Source organism: Prevotella sp. FD3004 (genome assembly GCF_000746155.1).
GTDB lineage: Bacteria > Bacteroidota > Bacteroidia > Bacteroidales > Bacteroidaceae > Prevotella.
Map to the genome: position 1 here is coordinate 191205 of NZ_JQKR01000013.1, position 16787 is coordinate 207991.

Annotated in this window: 19 protein-coding genes; 3 read left to right on the forward strand and 16 right to left on the reverse strand. The window is 47.8% G+C overall.

Going from position 1 to position 16787, the window contains the following annotated elements:
- Positions 1 to 2 precede the first annotated feature (2 nt).
- The 13 genes from T325_RS05480 to T325_RS05540 all read right to left on the reverse strand — a co-directional run bounded on the left by T325_RS05480 (position 3) and on the right by T325_RS05540 (position 10855).
- On the reverse strand, positions 3 to 233 hold the full coding sequence (locus T325_RS05480; RefSeq protein WP_036911182.1) for a 4Fe-4S dicluster domain-containing protein: 231 nt from the start codon (positions 231 to 233) through the stop codon (positions 3 to 5).
- Positions 234 to 395: 162 nt separating this feature from the next.
- Complete coding sequence (locus T325_RS05485) at positions 396 to 575, reverse strand: tetratricopeptide repeat protein (RefSeq protein WP_036911184.1); 180 nt, start codon at positions 573 to 575, stop codon at positions 396 to 398.
- A gap of 11 nt (positions 576 to 586) precedes the next feature.
- The gene (folD, locus tag T325_RS05490) at positions 587 to 1465 is read right to left on the reverse strand and encodes a bifunctional methylenetetrahydrofolate dehydrogenase/methenyltetrahydrofolate cyclohydrolase FolD (RefSeq protein ID WP_036911186.1); all 879 of its coding nucleotides are present in this window, start codon (positions 1463 to 1465) and stop codon (positions 587 to 589) included.
- A gap of 34 nt (positions 1466 to 1499) precedes the next feature.
- Positions 1500 to 2864 (reverse strand): signal recognition particle protein, encoded by a 1365-nt coding sequence (ffh, locus tag T325_RS05495; protein WP_036911188.1) that lies wholly within the window; start codon positions 2862 to 2864, stop codon positions 1500 to 1502.
- Positions 2865 to 2951: 87 nt separating this feature from the next.
- The gene (locus tag T325_RS05500) at positions 2952 to 3521 is read right to left on the reverse strand and encodes an epoxyqueuosine reductase QueH (protein ID WP_081911058.1); all 570 of its coding nucleotides are present in this window, start codon (positions 3519 to 3521) and stop codon (positions 2952 to 2954) included.
- 10 nt (positions 3522 to 3531) lie between these two features.
- The gene (locus T325_RS05505; protein WP_036911190.1) at positions 3532 to 4380 is read right to left on the reverse strand and encodes a DnaJ domain-containing protein; all 849 of its coding nucleotides are present in this window, start codon (positions 4378 to 4380) and stop codon (positions 3532 to 3534) included.
- Positions 4381 to 4673: 293 nt separating this feature from the next.
- Positions 4674 to 4913, reverse strand: coding sequence for a GlsB/YeaQ/YmgE family stress response membrane protein (locus tag T325_RS05510; RefSeq protein WP_036911192.1), 240 nt, complete (start codon positions 4911 to 4913; stop codon positions 4674 to 4676).
- Between the two features lie 69 nt (positions 4914 to 4982).
- Complete coding sequence (locus tag T325_RS05515; RefSeq protein WP_036911194.1) at positions 4983 to 5894, reverse strand: DMT family transporter; 912 nt, start codon at positions 5892 to 5894, stop codon at positions 4983 to 4985.
- Positions 5878 to 6672: a prephenate dehydrogenase gene (locus T325_RS05520; protein WP_036911196.1), complete on the reverse strand. Its 795-nt coding sequence runs from the start codon at positions 6670 to 6672 to the stop codon at positions 5878 to 5880. Before T325_RS05520 ends, T325_RS05515 begins: the two co-directional genes overlap by 17 nt.
- 118 nt (positions 6673 to 6790) lie before the next feature.
- The gene (locus tag T325_RS05525) at positions 6791 to 7855 is read right to left on the reverse strand and encodes a bifunctional 3-deoxy-7-phosphoheptulonate synthase/chorismate mutase type II (protein WP_036911198.1); all 1065 of its coding nucleotides are present in this window, start codon (positions 7853 to 7855) and stop codon (positions 6791 to 6793) included.
- Positions 7856 to 7879: 24 nt separating this feature from the next.
- On the reverse strand, positions 7880 to 9055 hold the full coding sequence (locus tag T325_RS05530) for a pyridoxal phosphate-dependent aminotransferase (RefSeq protein WP_369794035.1): 1176 nt from the start codon (positions 9053 to 9055) through the stop codon (positions 7880 to 7882).
- A complete protein-coding gene (locus T325_RS05535; RefSeq protein ID WP_036911202.1) occupies positions 9036 to 9878 on the reverse strand; it encodes a prephenate dehydratase in 843 nt (280 codons plus the stop codon). Before T325_RS05535 ends, T325_RS05530 begins: the two co-directional genes overlap by 20 nt.
- A 269-nt stretch (positions 9879 to 10147) precedes the next feature.
- Positions 10148 to 10855 carry an SDR family NAD(P)-dependent oxidoreductase gene (locus T325_RS05540; RefSeq protein WP_036911204.1) on the reverse strand — a complete coding sequence of 236 codons (708 nt, stop codon included), beginning with the start codon at positions 10853 to 10855 and terminating at the stop codon, positions 10148 to 10150.
- A gap of 78 nt (positions 10856 to 10933) precedes the next feature.
- On the opposite strand from T325_RS05540, the gene T325_RS05545 reads away from it, so the two are divergent.
- The 3 genes from T325_RS05545 to T325_RS05555 are packed head-to-tail and all read left to right on the forward strand — an operon-like array spanning position 10934 to position 13839.
- On the forward strand, positions 10934 to 12799 hold the full coding sequence (locus T325_RS05545; RefSeq protein ID WP_036911206.1) for a heavy metal translocating P-type ATPase: 1866 nt from the start codon (positions 10934 to 10936) through the stop codon (positions 12797 to 12799).
- Between the two features lie 6 nt (positions 12800 to 12805).
- Positions 12806 to 13078, forward strand: coding sequence for a TIGR03905 family TSCPD domain-containing protein (locus T325_RS05550; RefSeq protein ID WP_036911208.1), 273 nt, complete (start codon positions 12806 to 12808; stop codon positions 13076 to 13078).
- Positions 13079 to 13083: 5 nt separating this feature from the next.
- A complete protein-coding gene (locus T325_RS05555; protein WP_036911210.1) occupies positions 13084 to 13839 on the forward strand; it encodes an SDR family oxidoreductase in 756 nt (251 codons plus the stop codon).
- Between the two features lie 17 nt (positions 13840 to 13856).
- On the opposite strand, the gene T325_RS05560 is transcribed toward T325_RS05555, so the two are convergent.
- From T325_RS05560 to T325_RS13005, 3 genes are all read right to left on the reverse strand, one after another.
- Positions 13857 to 14261, reverse strand: coding sequence for a low molecular weight protein-tyrosine-phosphatase (locus T325_RS05560; protein ID WP_231622192.1), 405 nt, complete (start codon positions 14259 to 14261; stop codon positions 13857 to 13859).
- A 112-nt stretch (positions 14262 to 14373) separates the two neighbouring features.
- The gene (locus T325_RS05565; RefSeq protein WP_036911212.1) at positions 14374 to 16032 is read right to left on the reverse strand and encodes a hypothetical protein; all 1659 of its coding nucleotides are present in this window, start codon (positions 16030 to 16032) and stop codon (positions 14374 to 14376) included.
- Between the two features lie 210 nt (positions 16033 to 16242).
- Positions 16243 to 16746 carry a leucine-rich repeat domain-containing protein gene (locus T325_RS13005; RefSeq protein WP_081911059.1) on the reverse strand — a complete coding sequence of 168 codons (504 nt, stop codon included), beginning with the start codon at positions 16744 to 16746 and terminating at the stop codon, positions 16243 to 16245.
- Positions 16747 to 16787: the final 41 nt, after the last annotated feature.

The window sequence follows — 16787 nt, forward strand, 5'->3', positions numbered from 1 at the left end:
ACTTATTCCTCCACTTTTTTACGATACACGGTAATGCATCCGTCAGGGCAGACGATGCCACACGAAGCGCAGCCTACACAGGCCTCCTCGTTGACAGCCTCCACGTAGGGATAGCCGTGCAAATTAACTTTGTTGGCCAGAGCAATGACCTTCTGAGGGCAAGCAATGATGCAAAGCGAGCATCCCTTACACCTTTCAGTATTCACCTCAATGGCTCCTTTTAATTTTGCCATATTGTATTTGTTTTTAATACTTTAACGCCTAAATTCGAGTTGCAAAGGTACTAATTAGTGAGCAAACAGCAAAAGAAAAAACGAATTTTTCTGCAAAAATGCTCATCTTTGCGCCCAAAACTGAATAAATATAAAAGAATAAGACAGTCAGGCCAAAATACTTCAGGGATTGTACATATCCTTGCAGTAAAAGGCCATGATGTCGTCGAGCATACGCTTGGCTTCCACAGCAGGACTATCAGGGTCAAGCTCTATGGCCTGGATATAGCAATTGATAGCTTCGTGCCACTGACCGTGCCTACGGGCTTCGTTGCCTTTCTGATAATACTCCTCAGCTGTCATGTCTTACCTTATTATTTATAATACTCTTTCTTGCCCGCTGCGAGGGTGTTCTTCATCAGCGAACAGATGGTCATGGGGCCTACTCCACCAGGAACAGGTGTGATATAGCTGCATTTAGGAGCTACCTCGTCGAACTTCACGTCGCCATTCAGGCGGAAGCCGCTCTTTCTTGTGGCATCGGGCACACGAGTAGTACCGACGTCTACTATCACAGCACCATCCTTCACCATATCAGCCGTTACGAAGTCGGGCTGACCAATAGCGGCGATGATGATATCAGCTGCACGGCACTCCTCCTTCAGGGTCTTTGAGCGCGAATGACAAACAGTAACGGTAGCATCGCCATACTGTTTCTGCATCATGAGCTGAGCCATAGGCTTACCAACGATATTCGAGCGTCCCAGGATGACGCACTTCTTTCCGCTAGTCTCGATACCATAGCGCTTCAGCAAAGTGATGATGCCGAGCGGTGTGGCTGAGATGAAGCAAGGCAGTCCGATGGCCATACGACCTACGTTGATGGGATGGAAACCGTCCACATCTTTACGGTAGTCGATTGCCTCGATAATCTTCTGTTCGTCGATGTGCTTGGGAAGAGGCAGCTGTACGATGAATCCATCTACATCCTCGTCCTTGTTGAGCTTGTCGACGCAAGCCAGAAGCTCAGCTTCGGTAATGTCATCCTCAAAACGAATGAGTGTTGACTTGAAGCCACACGCCTCACAAGCCAACACCTTATTCTTCACATAGGTTTCAGAGCCGCCATCATGACCCACGAGTACCGCAGCCAGATGGGGCTGCTTGCCTCCTTGGGCAACAATCTCTTTCACCTCTTCAGCAATCTCAGCCTTGATAGCTGCTGCTGTTGCTTTTCCGTCAATTAACTGCATGTCTAGTGTATTATTTCTAAATATTTGATTCTTTCTAGAACTTCGGCATTCCACCCTTCATAGCTCTCATGGCGTTGGCCATCTGAGCCATCTTCGACGAGCCCATGCCCGTCACCATCTTCATCATCTTACGGGTCTGGTCGAACTGCTTCATCAAACGGTTCACGTCTTCGAGCTTCGTACCTGAGCCAGCTGCTATACGGCGGCGTCGGCTCTGGTTGATGATATCAGGGTTAGCACGCTCCTTTGGTGTCATCGAGTTGATGATGGCCTCGATGCCCTTGAAGGCGTTGTCGTCGATATCGATGTCCTTGATCTGCTTGCCCACACCGGGAATCATGGCAGCCAGATCTTTCACGTTACCCATTTTCTTGATCTGCTGAATCTGTCCCATGAAGTCGTCGAAATCGAACTTGTTCTTACGGATCTTCTTCTCCAGGCGCTTGGCCTCTTCCTCGTCATACTGCTGCTGAGCGCGTTCTACGAGGCTGACGATATCACCCATGCCAAGAATACGGTCGGCCATACGTTCCGGGTGGAACACATCGATAGCCTCCATCTTCTCGCCCGTACCCACAAACTTGATGGGTTTGGTCACTACAGTGCGGATAGAGAGGGCAGCACCACCACGGGTGTCACCATCGAGTTTGGTCAGTACCACGCCGTCGAAGTCAAGACGATCGTTGAATTCCTTGGCAGTATTCACCGCATCCTGACCCGTCATCGAGTCAACCACGAAGAGTGTTTCGTTGGGATTGATGGCATTTTTCAGTGACTCAATCTCGTTCATCATCTCCTCATCGACTGCCAGTCGACCTGCAGTATCGATAATCACCACGTCATTCGCCTTGGCCTTAGCCTCCTGAATGGCATGGTTGGCAATTTCAATCACATTCTTATTGTCGGGCTCAGAATAAACGGGCACGCCTACGCTCTCTCCCACTACGTGCAACTGCTGTATGGCTGCAGGACGATAAACGTCGCAGGCCACTAGCAGCGGTTTCTTGTGATTGCGGGTCTTGAGCAGATTGGCGAGTTTTCCGCTGAATGTAGTCTTACCAGAACCCTGCAGACCTGACATCAGGATGATGGCAGGAGCACCTGGGCGACCCTCGATCTTCAGCTCAGCGGCCTTTCCACCCATAAGTTCTGCCAACTCGTCGTGAACAATCTTCACCATCAGCTGACTGGGCTTCACGGCTGTGAGCACATTCATACCCATAGCCTTCTGCTTCACGGTGTCTGTAAAGCTCTTAGCCACTTTATAGTTTACGTCGGCATCCAACAGGGCGCGACGCACGTCTTTCAGAGTCTCTGCTACATTGATTTCGGTGATTTTTCCTTCACCCTTCAGTATCTTAAATGATCTCTCAAGTCTATCTGATAAATTCTCAAACATATATACCTTATTTATTTAGGGCGCAAAATTACAAATAAAAAACGAGACTCACAAACTTTAAGCCCCGTTTTTTACCTTTTTACTTTTTTATCTTTTCGAGAATTCGCAACCGCAATACTGCTGATTGTAGAAATTGTATTCCTTCAGCAACTGGTTGCGGCGCTCGTAGAGCCCGCCTTTGCGCCAGTTCTGCGCCCAAAAGGTAGTACCCTCTACGATTTGTTCTGCCTGATGGCCAGCACGTTCTATCTGCTCCAGACTCTTCCATCGACTTGAAGCCAACGTGGTGGTAAAATAGTTGACACCCAACTCCTTAGCCTTCTTGGCGGCCACGGTGAGACGAAGTGTGAAGCACTGCTCACAGCGCCTTCCTCGTTCAGGTTCTCCCTCCAGGCCACACACATCCTGGCGCCATTGCTCATGGTTGTAGTCGCCATCAATCCACGTCAGCCCCAGACTCTCAGCATGGCGCTTGCTTTCCTGCTTTCGGATCTCATACTCCTCGAAGGGATAGATGTTAGGATTATAATAGAAAATGGTGGGACGGATATCGTGCTGCACCAGCCATTCTACGATGGCTGACGAACAGGGCGCGCAACAAGCATGCAGCAACACCTCATGCAATCCCTCCGGTACTATAATCGCTGGTTTCTTCACTCTTCAACATCTATAATCCGCGCGCTTTCCAGATACGGTCCTTGGCCGCATTTATCTCTTGGAACTTCTTCTCAGCAGCCTTACGCACATCGTCACCCAAAGCTGCTACCTTGTCAGGATGATGCTCAAGCGCAAGCTTGCGATAAGCTTTCTTCAGCTCATCGTCCGTCGCATCAGGACTCACACCCAGCACTTTATAAGCATCCTCAAGGGTGTTGCCTTCGAGATGGAGCATCGAGTCAACCTCGGTCACAAGCAATCCCATCCATTGGGCGCACTCTTTCAAAGCCGTTATCTCGCTCTGAGGCACGTTCCCGTCAGCCTTGGCCACCATCACGAGATAGTTCAGCAGCTGGAGTCGCTGCGAGTAGTCCATCTGACGATTAATCTGCGCACAGCAATCGCTTACCGTCTGTTTGAACTGCGCCCATCCCTCCCGCTTCTGTTCATCGAAAAGCTTGTTCAGAATATCATTGCCCTGTTGAACGGCAGTGACACCAAAGTTCTGACGCAGCATCTGGCGCACCAGTTCCATCTCTGAGTGCATCGCCTTGCCGTCGGCCTTAATGATATAAGAAGAGAGCACCAGCAATGAAAAGAGGAAACTGTTGCGATTGCCCTGTTGCTGACGCTGGCGATAAGCTTGCTGATAGGCCTGATTAAAGTCCTGATACGAGCGCTGCTGCCACGAGCCCTGGTCTCTACTTGAGCCAGAGCCCCATGTTCCGGAGTTATCTGGTGTGTTCACCCCGTCGAGCATCGAGTCAAACAGAGAGCCAACGAGATAGCCAGCCAATGCGCCCAAAGGGCCACCAGCCATCCATCCTATGAATCCTCCTATCCACTTTCCTGCTGCCATCGTATTTTTCTTTTTTGCATGCAAAAGTACACAAAATATCCGAGACCGCAAAGCGATTAGGATTAATTCACTTTTCCTTTGACATCAAATATTCAGACAAAAAGCTTGAAATTATGAGTCATTGCCCGAAAGTCCTATCTAAACAACTCGGAAGTGACGTCTAAAGTCAGACTTTCCTCGGAGTAAACCTTAACTTTCCCCGTAGCAAACTCCCAAACAGCCTAAAAGCCTCTCTCTGTCGCTCTATTTCAAACAAACCGAGAGAAGCTTTTTTAGTAATATCTATTGACAAGCTATTTCTTTATCAGTGAGGCGATCCAAAGGATGGCAACAGCACCGATAATAGCTGTGCCAAGCTGACCAAGGACGCCTCCCCATGTGATGCCAAGCTGACCGAACAACCAGCCACCAACAAGGCCGCCAAACAAGCCAAGCACCAGATTCATGATGAAACCGAAGCCGCCACCTTTCATCAACTTGCCAGCACAGAAACCAGCCAGACATCCAATGATAATCGAACCTATAATACCCATAATTTTACAGTTTATTTGGTTTTATGCTGCAAAAATAGGAAATAAAACTGAAAGCACAAAGAAAAACGCTCACTTTTTGCGCTTATCAGCCAGGTACATGCCCACAAGGATGAGCACGGTGCCAAGGATGAAATAGATGGTGATCTGCTCTGAGAGGATGGCCCAGGCAAAGAGTATCGTTGTGACGGGATTGAAGTAAATATAGTTGGTGGCTGTAACGGCTCCGAGTTTCTTCAATACCCAGTTCCAGGCCAAATAACACAGCATGGAGGCCACACAACCGAGGAACAGAAGATTCCATAGCAGCGAGGGCTGATGAAGTACTATAGAGACGTTCAACCCTGGGTAGACGATGAAATAGGGAATCATCGACACCAGTCCGTAGAAAAACACCTTGCGTGTGATGAACAGTGTGTCGTAACGCTGATTGGCGCGAATCATCATCAACGAGTAGAAGCCCCAGCAGAGTGCTGCACAGAAAGCCAGCGAGTCGCCTAACGGTGAGAGATGGAGCACGAAATGGCCATTCAGAACAACAGCCACCACACCCAGGGCGGCCATCAGCGAGCCCACACACTGCAGACGGTTCAGGCGTTGCGACTGATAGAAGAGCGAAATCAGAAAGGTGGCCACAAGCGGCGAGAGACTCACGATAAGCGAAGTGTTGGTTGTCGTGGTGTAGTTCATCGAAGTGTTCTCTGCCAGAAAGTACAGCGAGCCACCCGTGATGCCCAGTGCTACCATGAGAAGCTCGTCGCGCCAGTTGTCGGAGAGCCACCTAAAGGGCCTTCCTTCAGGCTGACGCACCAGCAGCGAGTAACCCAATAAGAGCAGATAGGCAATGGTGAAGCGCAGCGTGAAAATCTGCGCTGGGGTAAGCCCACCAAGTAGTAGCAGTTTGGTGAAGACGAACGTCGATCCCCAAATGGCTACTACGATGAAGGCTACGAGATGATATAAAAGTCTATTGTTTGATTTCAATGTCGTGCTTTACGTTGTTACGGATCTTGGTGAGATACTTCTTCATCCCAGCAGCATCCTTGTTGTCGATAATTTCCAGCAACTCCTTCAACTCCGTACGGATCTGTGCCACCTGATCGTGGGTATAGGGGTTGAAAAGTATTTCCTGAAGCAGGTAGTCGTCCTCGTTGAGCACCCCCTTGGCAATCCTCATGTGGCGCTTGAAGGTGGTACCAGGCGCATCCTGATGCTTCATGACAGCAGCAAAGACGAAGGTTGAAACGAACGGGATACTCAGCGAGTAAGCCACAGTCTTATCGTGCTCCTCGAAAGAGTACTCGTAGATGTTAAGTCCCAACTTCTGATAGAGGTCCTTGAAGAAGATACGTCCCATATAGTCGCCCTCGCTGATGATAATGGCGTTCTCCTCAGAGAGCTGCTGCAGATTAGCAAACGTAGGACCGAACATGGGGTGAGTAGAGACATAGCGCATGCCTGTCTGCTCGTAAAACTCCTTCATATCTGTCTTTACCGAGGCGATGTCGCTGATGATACACTCCTTGGGAAGATAAGGAATAACCTCCTTAAACACAGGGATGGTGTATTTCAGCGTAACAGCATTGATGAGCAGTTCGGGTTTAAACTCTTTAATCTCTTCAAAAGTAGTGAAGCGCTGACAGTTGTAGGTAAAGCGCATCCGCTTGGCGTCGCGCTCAAAGACAGCTACTTCATGTTCAAAGCTCAGCAGGTCAATGAAGAAGCTTCCCATCTTACCTGCGCCCATTATTAAAATTTTCATTGCATCTATTTATATTAGGCACGGATTAACACGGCTCTCTTTTAGAGATACGCAACTTTTTTGCAAAGCCAGCCGTGTTCTTATTTATAAAGCCGCGTTAATCCGTGCCAAAATCCTCTTACTTATTGATGATCTCAATCTGCTGACGTACTGATTCCTCGTGGATGTTCTCGAATACATGGGCCACGAATTCAGGATCCATGCCACAGAGTGAGCCCTGAGCACCACGCTTGTTAAGTATCTCATTATAACGATTAGCCTGAAGCACGGTCATGTTGTGCTCCTTCTTGTACTGACCAATCTCACGACAAACCCTCATGCGCTTGGCAAGCAGATCCATCAGTTGGTTGTCGAGCTCATCAATCTGCTTACGAAGCTGGGTGATGCCCTCGGTGGTTGTCTTCTCGTCGCGGATGACGAGAAGCGACAGAATGTAGTCGAGCACATCGGGAGTAACCTGCTGCTTGGCATCGCTCCAAGCCTTGTCGGGATCGCAATGACTCTCGATAATCAGTCCGTCGAAACCAAGGTCCATAGCCTGCTGGCAAAGAGGTGCAATCAGCTCACGACGACCTCCGATGTGAGATGGATCGCTGATAATAGGCAACTCGGGCACACGGCGGCGCAGCTCGATGGGAATCTGCCACATTGGCATGTTGCGGTATATCTTCTGTTCGTAAGAAGAGAATCCACGATGAATAGCACCCAGACGCTTCACGCCAGCCTGATTAAGGCGCTCCAAGGCACCAATCCAAAGCTCGAGGTCGGGGTTGACAGGGTTCTTCACAAACACAGGGATATCTACCCCTTTCAAGGAATCAGCGATGGCCTGCATGGCAAAGGGATTGGCTGAGGTACGGGCACCAATCCAAAGGATGTCGACATCATGCTTCAGACACAGTTCCACATGCTCTGGGGTAGCCACCTCGGTAGATACCAGCATCTTGGTTTCCTTCTTTACCTGCTCCAACCAAACCAGCGCAGGCTCACCATGTCCTTCGAAGCCTCCTGGCTTGGTACGGGGCTTCCACACACCAGCACGGAAGTTATGGCAACCCTTCATAGCCAGCTCGCGGGCTGTAGTCATCACCTGTTCCTCAGTCTCTGCAGAGCAAGGGCCTGCAATCACGAAGGGACGTTCATTGTCACTCGGTAAATTCAATGGTTGTAAATCCAGTTCCATAATCTATTTCTTTTTTAATTATTTCTACCAATTAAGTGCCTTAATACGCTCAAGAGCTGCCTGTAACTTCTCTTCCTTGGCACAAAGCGAGATGCGGATATATCTGGCGCCATTGGAGCCAAAGATGAAGCCTGGGGTGATGAAGACACGAGCCTCGTGGAGCACGCGCTCCGTCAGGTCTTCTACGTCAGCATACTTCTCAGGAATCTTGCCCCAGAGAAACATGCCCACCTGCTTCTTATCGAAAGTGCAGCCCAGCACATCCATAATCTGCTCTGCATACTGGCGACGACGGCTATAGGTCTCGATATTAGCCTCATGGTGCCACTCTTCTGAGTTTCGAAGAGCCTCAGCAGCAGCTAACTGCACACCACGGAAGGTTCCTGAGTCTATGTTGCTCTTGATCTTCAGTATCCAGGAGATGAAAGTGGCGTTGGTGGCACACATACCAACACGCCAACCTGGCATATTATGGCTCTTCGACATCGAGTTGAACTCGATGCAGCAGTCCTTAGCACCAGGCACCTGAAGCAGCGACATGGGGTTCTCGTTTAGAATGAAAGAGTATGGATTATCATTCACCACCACGATGCCGTGATCCTTGGCAAACTTCACCAGTCGCTCGTAAGTCTCCATGCGGGCATTGCCACCAGTAGGCATGTTAGGATAGTTGGTCCACATCAGCTTCACTTTCGAGAGATCCATTTTTTCCAGTTCCTCAAAGTCGGGCTGCCAACCGTTATCCTCACGCAGATTGTAGTTCACAATCTTTGCGCCCAGAATCTTCGACAGCGAGGTATATGTGGGATAGCCAGGATTGGGCACCAGCACCTCGTCGCCAGGATTGACGAACGCCAAGGTTACATGGAGTATACCCTCCTTAGAACCTATCAGCGGCTGGATCTCTGTCTTAGAATCGAGATCCACGTTGTACCAGCGTTTGTAGAAATCAGCCATAGCCTCACGCAACTCTGGCGTACCCATGGTGGGTTGATAGCCGTGGGCGTTAGGATCGTGGGCCACCTCACAGAGCTTCTCAACAGTCTGTGGTGATGGCGGCATGTCAGGACTGCCTATGGCCAGACTGATAATATCCAGGCCTTCAGCATTGAGTTGGGCCACTTCCTTAAGTTTGCGACTGAAGTAGTATTCGCTGACTAAACTAAGTCTTTCTGCAGGTTCAATTGGTTTGTTTGCCATCTTTATATTCTCCTAATATCTTTAAGTCTTTTGTAAGTGGAATAATCGCATCTATTGACTGGCGGTATCGCGTCAGGTCGTCGTACATCACATCAACATAGAACAGATACTCCCACTCCCGCCCGATGATAGGCAATGACTGAATCTTCGTCAGGTTGATCTTATAGAACGAGAGGATTGCCAGCACATGAGAGAGTGAACCTTCCTCATGAGGCAGTGAGAATACAATGCTCGACTTGTTGGCGTCTGTCAGAGGGCGCAGCATGTCGGCCTTGTTGGGATTCGACACCACGAGGAAACGGGTGAAGTTATGTTTGTTGTCCTCAATATGGTCCTCAAGCACCTTCAGGCCATAGAGCTTCGCTGCTTCAGCATGACAGATGGCAGCCCACCCTTTCTTCTGCCCCTCAGCTATCATCTTGGCCGATCCTGCGGTGTCCTCGGCCTCCACATTCTTCAGCTGAGAATGCTGGGCCAGGAAGTCACGACACTGCATCAGGGCTACGGGATGAGAGTGAACCTCGGTAATCGTGTCCCAGTCGTCCTCTGGCAGACAGCAGATACAATGCGAGATGTGGAGTTTATGCTCTCCAACGATGGTAGTGCCTGAATCGCGCAGCAGCTCGTAGTTATGGAGCAGCGATCCTGCAATGGTATTCTCAATAGCAAGCATGCCTATGGCAGTAGGATCCTGCTTGATCTGAGCAAATACCTGTTCGAAGGTTGAACAACAAATCAACTGTATCTGTTCTCCTTCGAAATACAGGTGCGCCGCGATATCGTGGAACGATCCAATCAGTCCTTGAATAGCAATTCTCTTCATATTTACTTCTTTTCCTTTAATAAAAATCCCGCTTTCACGTATGTGAAGCGGGACCTTGTTTTTTTTATCTTCTCAGTCATAAGTTGAATTATACGCAACTTCCCGCTTCACAATTGCTTGCAAAGTAAAAGTAATAGCCGTAAAAGTAGACGTTCAACTGTGACATAATCTCTCGTTTTTATTCTTATCGGGTGCAAAAGTATCACTTTTCTGCGAAATAAACAAATAATTTGCTATAAAATTTGCCTTTCCGCTTACATTTTTCCATCCTACAGTTTAAATCTGCGCCAAATGCAGCGTGGAATCCTTCTCCAGAAGGCAGTAAGCAAGCGATATTTCCAGTCAATCACACGGATGTGCTTCTTATGCCTGATGGCATAGACAATCTCCCTTGCCACCTGTTCTGGCTTCAGCAGCATAGGATATTTGAAGTCACCAGCCAATAAGGCGGTATCCACGAATCCAGGACGGATATCTGTAAAGAGAATCCTCAGATGGCGCTGTCGGGCCTGTTGCTCCAAAGCCTGAAGATACACGTTCTGCATAGCTTTCGTAGCCGAATAACTGGGAGCAGGGCCTAAGCCTTTTGTACCAGCTATCGAGGTAATGGCAGCAATGTGTCCCTCGCCTTTCTCTGCAAAATAACGATAAGCCTCACCTATCATTCTTGTAAACCCTACCCCATTGGTCTGCAGAGTGGCCAATTCTATATTCTCTTTCAGTTCGCGATTCTGCTTGCCTATACCAGAGGCGTAGAAAAACAAATCCATGCCCCCCATATTATTAATAAGGTGCCGCAGGCGCTCTGGCGCATCTTCCTGAGTCACGTCAATCTGCTCTATGGAAAAAGCGCCAAGATCCTGAAGCCGTTCTATTCTGCGGGCAGCTACGCCGACTGTCCATCCCTCGCCAACTAACAGCTTCGCCACCTCACGTCCGATGCCCGACGAAGCACCTATCACTATTGCTCTTTTCATAATCGCTTGCAAATTTACATAATTTATTATAACTAAGTCACAAAATCGTGAACTTTTTCCGTAACTTTGCAGCCAAATATGGAAAAAAAGACTATTGCCATACTTGGAATGATGTGTGCAGGATGCTCAGCACGAGTAGAACAGAAGCTCAATTCGCTCGAAGGCATCCATACGGCTAGTGTCAATCTGCCAGCTCGCAGCGCCTTGGTGGAGTATGATTCTGCCCGCATATCATTGGAACAAATGAAGGACGAATTAAGTAAGATTGGCTACGACATGGTAATTGAAGAAGATCGCAACGTCGAAGCCATTGAACATCGCGCCTACATATCTCTAAGAAATAAGGTGATAGTCTCATGGCTCTTCGCCATGTTGGTGATGGCCATCTCGATGGGCTGGGTTATAATTGGCTCGCGCGATGCAGCCAACCAGACAATGCTCATCATCAGCCTTGCCAATCTGCTCTATTGCGGGCGTCAGTTCTATGTCACAGCATGGAGACAGCTGATTCACGGTAGTGCCAACATGGACACGCTGGTGGCGCTCTCTACTGGCATCAGTTTTCTGTTCAGTGCCTTCAACACATTCTTCGGCGAGCAGGTATGGAGCGCTCGGGGCATTGAGTGGCACACGTGGTTCGACGCTTCTGTGATGATTATCACCTTCGTGCTTTCAGGCCGACTGCTGGAAGAGCGCGCAAAGAACGGAACGGCCTCAGCCATCCGCGCCCTGATGGGGCTGCAACCTAAGACAGCTCATCTCGTAGACAATGGCACCATTACAGAAGCCCCTATCTCAACCCTCCAGCCTGGTGACACCATTGAAGTACACTCAGGAGAGCGCATCCCCGTAGACGGCATCGTAATCGGTGAAAGTTCTGCCGCTATCGATGAGTCGATGATTACGGGTGAACCGATAGCTGTAGAAAAGAGTGCAGGCGACAAGGTGCTGGCTGGTACCATCGTTAAGCAGGGCGCCTTTCGTTTCAAGGCTCAGGAGGTTGGACAAAAAACCATGTTGGCCCATATCATCAAAATGGTACAGGAGGCACAGGGCTCGAAAGCTCCCGTTCAGCGGACAGTCGACAAGATTGCACTCGTTTTCGTGCCCGCAGTCGTAGGCGTCAGTCTGCTCACCTTCTGCCTCTGGCTGCTGTTTGGCGGAGCTGTTATGCTGCCTCAGGCCATTCTCTCGGCTGTCAGCGTATTGGTCATCGCCTGCCCTTGTGCCATGGGACTGGCCACACCTACAGCCCTGATGGTGGGTATCGGTAAGGCAGCAGAGAAGAACATCCTTATCAAAGACGCCACAGCCCTTGAGGAAATCCGCAAGGTTAATGCCATGGTCATCGACAAGACGGGAACACTCACGATACCACATGATACTGGTGAGACTCTGAAACCCTATGCCCATGAGGCTATGGAAGCTTTGAAGGCGAGCGGCATCGAAGTATATATGTGCAGTGGCGACAAAGACGAGCGCGCCCATCGGATTGCCGACGAAGCAGGCATTCCCCACTATCGCTCTCAGGTTCTGCCTCAAGACAAGGAAGATCTGGTGCGTCAGCTGCAACAGCAGGGCCGCCACGTAGCCATGGTGGGCGACGGTATCAACGACTCTCAGGCCCTCGCCGCCGCTGATGTCAGCATTGCCATGGGCAAGGGCACCGACATAGCTATGGAGGTGGCACAGGTGACTCTCATGGGTACCGACCTGCGACGCATCCCCGACGCCATCAGTCTTTCACGGCGCACTGTAGGCATGATTCGTCAGAACCTCTTCTGGGCGTTTGTCTACAACGTGGTCTGCATCCCACTGGCAGCCGGTCTGCCTTATCTCTTTGGAGCCCAGTGGCAAATCACTCCCATGTGGGCTTCGGCACTGATGGCTTTCTCAAGCGTCAGTGTGGTACTTAACAGTTTGCGACTTAAACTAACAAAATAGTATTTTATGAGAACTAAACATGTACAATATGAAACTAGCGGCACCTGCTCGAAACTCATCGACGTGACCGCTGACGAGAACAACATCATCCAGCAAGTATTCTTCCTCGGAGGCTGTAACGGCAACCTGCAGGGAGTAAGCCAATTGGTGCGCGGCCAGAACATCGACGATGTCATCAAACGACTCGACGGTATACGCTGCGGCACAAAAGGCACCTCATGCCCTGACCAGCTGTGCCGCGCCCTCGAGAAACTTAAGGAAGCTCCATTAGAAGACTAAACAATATGAACAAAACAGTTTTAATCACAGGCGCTACCAGCGGAATCGGTCTGGGATGTGCCCGCAAGTTTGCCGCCAACGGCGACAGAATCATCCTCAACGCACGCAATGTTGAGAAGTTGGAAACCATCCGCCAGGAACTCGAGGCAAAAGGTACTCAAGTGCTGGTGCTTGCCTTCGACGTCAGAGACCGCGAGGCTGCCAAAAAGGCTATCGGGAACCTGCCTGCCGAATGGCAGCAGATTGACGTGCTAGTGAACAATGCCGGTCTCGCCCTCGGACTGGAACCTGAATACGAAGGAAGTTTCGAGGACTGGGAGACGATGATCGACACCAACATCAAGGGGCTGCTCACCATGACACGCCTCATCGTGCCCCAGATGGTAGAGCGCGGCAACGGACATATTATCAATATAGGTAGTGTGGCTGGCGACGCAGCCTACGCAGGAGGTAACGTTTACTGTGCCACCAAGGCTGCCGTGAAGGCTCTGAGCGACGGACTGAGAATCGATGTGGCCAACACCGCTGTCCGTGTCACCAATCTCAAGCCCGGACTGGTAGAGACCAACTTCAGCAACATCCGTTTTCACGGCGACACCGATCGTGCAGCCAATGTCTATAAAGGCATCAAGCCCCTTACTGGCGACGACATTGCCGACGTGGCCGTGTATGCAGCTAACGCTCCTGAGCACGTTCAGATAGCCGAGGTGCTCATCCTTGCCACCCACCAGGCCAGTGGCAGTGTGATTGTACGTAAATAACAGCTAAGTCTTCGAGGCTACTTGGTCAGCAGGTTCAGCAGGCGCTCACAGCCCTCGCTTACATCTCGCCAAGTGGCCTCGAAGTTGCCTGTATACCAGGGATCGGCCACATCGCGAGGCTCATCGGTATAATCCATCAAGAGATGGATTTTCCCATCAGGGTCGCCCCCGCAAATGCGGTTCATATTACGGAAGTTCCACGAGTCCATACCTATCAGCAAGTCAAATCGCTCATAGTCGCGATGCGTCATCTGGCGGGCCGTCTTGCCTTTACACGAGATATCGTGCTCAGCCAACTTGCGCTTGGCAGGCGGATACACCTCGTTACCGATCTCCTCTGTCGAGGTTGCGGCCGACTCAATATAGAAGTCATCTTCTACCCCGGCTTTCTTCACCAGATCCTTCATCACGAACTCTGCCATTGGGCTTCTGCAAATGTTTCCGTGGCAGACAAAAAGTATTTTATTTATCTTATTCATTATCAATATGTTATCTATTATTATTTTACATTGGTTTACATAATAGTTTACAATATTATATTATGTATTCAACATTACCATTCTTGTATTTATATCTCAATTCCCTCATTTGCATAAAGCATGAAATTTGATATGTATTCTTTTCATTCTTCTTCAATGGCAATTTCTCTAAAACATCATCTAAATCATACTCTGGGTATTCTGCTTGAATTGATTTAACCCTATGGTATCTACTAATGGCTATCTCTAAGTTTTCCTTTAGTTTTGTTATTCTTTTATCTTCTGTAACCATTCTGTTTTTACCTTCATTCCTTTCAAGGTTGAAATCCTCGCTAAGATACGACTTAACTGTGTTCTCAGACATCTTCACAGCCTTTGCAATTGAAGATATTGATTGTTCTGAATCCTTAATATACTGCAACCACACTCGATTATAATTGACCATTTTTTCATCATACCTCCTATCAATTCTATGCTCAATTATATATTTCCTTATTGTGGCTTCGGAAACGTCTTTGCCCAGTTTCTTTTTGTTCAGCTCAACAATTTGTGAAATGGTCTTTTTGGGGTCGTACAGAATAGTCCACTTCCTATCTACACTATTCATTACCCCATTTGAACCTTGCAGATTCCCATGATTCAATGCTCCCATTTCTAACAGGTTCTTAAAAGGAGTGCTTCTAGGAAATCTCTTATCAATACCACATGGATTTGTTGGGTTGCATGGCTCATCATCTAATGCCTTTGCAATTTCATCGAAGAATACTTGCATCTTTATCATTAAGTCAATGCTTGCAATTGGTGAATCATACTGCGTTTCAATGATAGCAACTGGAGTGTTCCTAGGGAATATATCCTTTTTATCTCTCCACGCAACACTTTCAAGTATAAGGTCTTTTGCAAACTGTTTTTCCCTTGGGGTAAGGAACAAAACAAAAGCGGAATCTTCCAGATGTTTGGATATAAAGATAAAACGACCATGACAAAAATTTCGGTAGTCTGCTAACTGCACACTAGCAAAACCGCCTTCAATCATCTTACACTCGAAATCTGTGGCTACTGGTTTTGACCACCCACTATATAGCACAATATAATTCTTTATCTCACTCAATCGTGGAACTGCACCTTCTACTCTGGCTTTATAGGTAAAGCAATCATTAGGGTTAAGATTGAAATCTAGCTTAGAGACTATCTCTGTTTCATTTGTAAATGCTCTATAGAATAGTCCAAATTTGCACATCGTTTCAATCGTTGCTATAAATGGTTTCCCTCCCAATTCAATCCAATTATATATAAACCAATTTGTAGTAACCTTCTTTAATGTGTTGATAACGTAATTATCTGCACCGCAATCTCTAACGATGGCTGCTGTTCCTTTGGGATTAACTTCAGCGGCTCTCTTTGCTGTATATTTTTCATCCCAACCATTACCATCACCAGTAGTGATAAGGATTTTGGATGCCTTTAAAGCCTCATCAGAAATTGAAGCCATCATTAAAGGTGTAATTGCCTTTGCCATTGACCTATTTGATTCATACAATAGTGCAGCATATTCTAATGCACTCGATGCACCACCAGATGAAAAACAATACAAGGGAATATTAGAGTTCTCAATTAAGAACCTACGTAATCTTTCGATATTTTGTCTTTCAGCCCATTCTAATGCTTCCCTTATCCGCAATAGGCTACTGTGAAATATACCTTGATATGCCATAATTTTGTTAAATTACAAGCCCTATTTCTTATTCAAATTTGATTCTTCATTGCAAAGTTAATAGAAATATCAGAAACTACCAAAAAATCCATTCAAAAACATACAAAAACTAACAAAAATGTATGATTAGAGCCTCAGCAAAAAGAAAACCCCCATAAATAGAGGGTTCTTCAGTGGTTCTAATATTCAAAAATAATCAGAAATGAATATCTAGTTTGATTTCTTTTTATTTATCTCAATATTCTTGAATTGACCAAATCCATTATGATGTTTGTATGCCCAACGAGTTCCTGAAGGTACGAACAATGTACATTCGTCTAGATTATCCTCGTAAAATGCGTATTCATCAATAACAATATTATCTATTATTTCAGCTGCCGAGTAAATGGATTTTAATGAAGAGCAGAAAGAGAAAGCAAATTCTCGGATTGCTGTCACTGAGTTCGGCATGTCAATACGCTCTAAAGAAGAGCAAACCGTGAATGCGCAATCACCGATTTCCGTCACTGAGTTCGGTATGTCAATACGCTCTAAAGAGGTACAACCAGAAAATGCAGACTTGCCGATTTCCGTCACTGAGTTCGGTATATCAACTTTTTCTAAAGAGGTACAATTAGAAAAAGCAGATTCGCAGATTTCCGTCACCGAGTTTGGTATGTCTATGCTCTTGAGCGAAGAACAATCCTCGAATGCGCAATCACAGATTCTAGTCACTGAGTTCGGTATGTCTATGCTCTTGAGCGAAGAACAACCCT

Excerpts from the sequence above, each read along its gene's own strand:
- T325_RS05525 (WP_036911198.1), bottom strand. The coding sequence starts at position 7,855 with ATGGAACTGGATTTACAACCATTGAATTTACCGAGTGACAATGAACGT.
- T325_RS05505 (WP_036911190.1), bottom strand. The coding sequence starts at position 4,380 with ATGGCAGCAGGAAAGTGGATAGGAGGATTCATAGGATGGATGGCTGGT.
- T325_RS05510 (WP_036911192.1), bottom strand. The coding sequence starts at position 4,913 with ATGGGTATTATAGGTTCGATTATCATTGGATGTCTGGCTGGTTTCTGT.
- T325_RS05540 (WP_036911204.1), bottom strand. The coding sequence starts at position 10,855 with ATGAAAAGAGCAATAGTGATAGGTGCTTCGTCGGGCATCGGACGTGAG.
- T325_RS05485 (WP_036911184.1), bottom strand. The coding sequence starts at position 575 with ATGACAGCTGAGGAGTATTATCAGAAAGGCAACGAAGCCCGTAGGCAC.
- folD (WP_036911186.1), bottom strand. The coding sequence starts at position 1,465 with ATGCAGTTAATTGACGGAAAAGCAACAGCAGCAGCTATCAAGGCTGAG.
- T325_RS05545 (WP_036911206.1), top strand. The coding sequence starts at position 10,934 with ATGGAAAAAAAGACTATTGCCATACTTGGAATGATGTGTGCAGGATGC.
- T325_RS05520 (WP_036911196.1), bottom strand. The coding sequence starts at position 6,672 with ATGAAAATTTTAATAATGGGCGCAGGTAAGATGGGAAGCTTCTTCATT.
- T325_RS05535 (WP_036911202.1), bottom strand. The coding sequence starts at position 9,878 with ATGAAGAGAATTGCTATTCAAGGACTGATTGGATCGTTCCACGATATC.
- T325_RS05550 (WP_036911208.1), top strand. The coding sequence starts at position 12,806 with ATGAGAACTAAACATGTACAATATGAAACTAGCGGCACCTGCTCGAAA.
- T325_RS05530 (WP_369794035.1), bottom strand. The coding sequence starts at position 9,055 with ATGGCAAACAAACCAATTGAACCTGCAGAAAGACTTAGTTTAGTCAGC.
- T325_RS05555 (WP_036911210.1), top strand. The coding sequence starts at position 13,084 with ATGAACAAAACAGTTTTAATCACAGGCGCTACCAGCGGAATCGGTCTG.
- T325_RS05560 (WP_231622192.1), bottom strand. The coding sequence starts at position 14,261 with ATGGCAGAGTTCGTGATGAAGGATCTGGTGAAGAAAGCCGGGGTAGAA.
- T325_RS05565 (WP_036911212.1), bottom strand. The coding sequence starts at position 16,032 with ATGGCATATCAAGGTATATTTCACAGTAGCCTATTGCGGATAAGGGAA.
- ffh (WP_036911188.1), bottom strand. The coding sequence starts at position 2,864 with ATGTTTGAGAATTTATCAGATAGACTTGAGAGATCATTTAAGATACTG.
- T325_RS05480 (WP_036911182.1), bottom strand. The coding sequence starts at position 233 with ATGGCAAAATTAAAAGGAGCCATTGAGGTGAATACTGAAAGGTGTAAG.